The 216-nt window shown below is 58.3% G+C and carries 1 pseudogene; it reads left to right on the top strand.

The features are described from left to right. Positions 1 to 203: pseudogene (locus AB4Y43_RS40750) on the top strand (hypothetical protein); the annotation flags it as partial. Between the last annotated feature and the right edge of the window lie 13 nt (positions 204 to 216).

The raw sequence follows: 216 nt of genomic DNA, 5'->3' as shown, positions 1-216 counted from the left end.
CCGGAGCCATTCACCATGTACGGCGAGATGTGAACCGTGGCAGGCGCTGGCGGTTTGAGCGGCTTTCTTTGCCTACTTTCTTTGCCGCCGCAAAGAAAGTAGGTGCCGCCCCGCACAGGGGCAACGCCTGCATACCGCCGCGAAAACAAGGAAAGGCCAAAAAAACAAAAAAATCCGATCAATCAGCGCCGCGCCGCTCATGACTCGGCGCATGCC

The organism is Paraburkholderia sp. BR10872, assembly GCF_040965835.1.
Classification (GTDB): domain Bacteria; phylum Pseudomonadota; class Gammaproteobacteria; order Burkholderiales; family Burkholderiaceae; genus Paraburkholderia; species Paraburkholderia nodosa_A.
The sequence above is the reverse complement of the archived record's forward strand: the minus strand, read 5'-3'. Positions and strand labels throughout refer to the sequence as shown.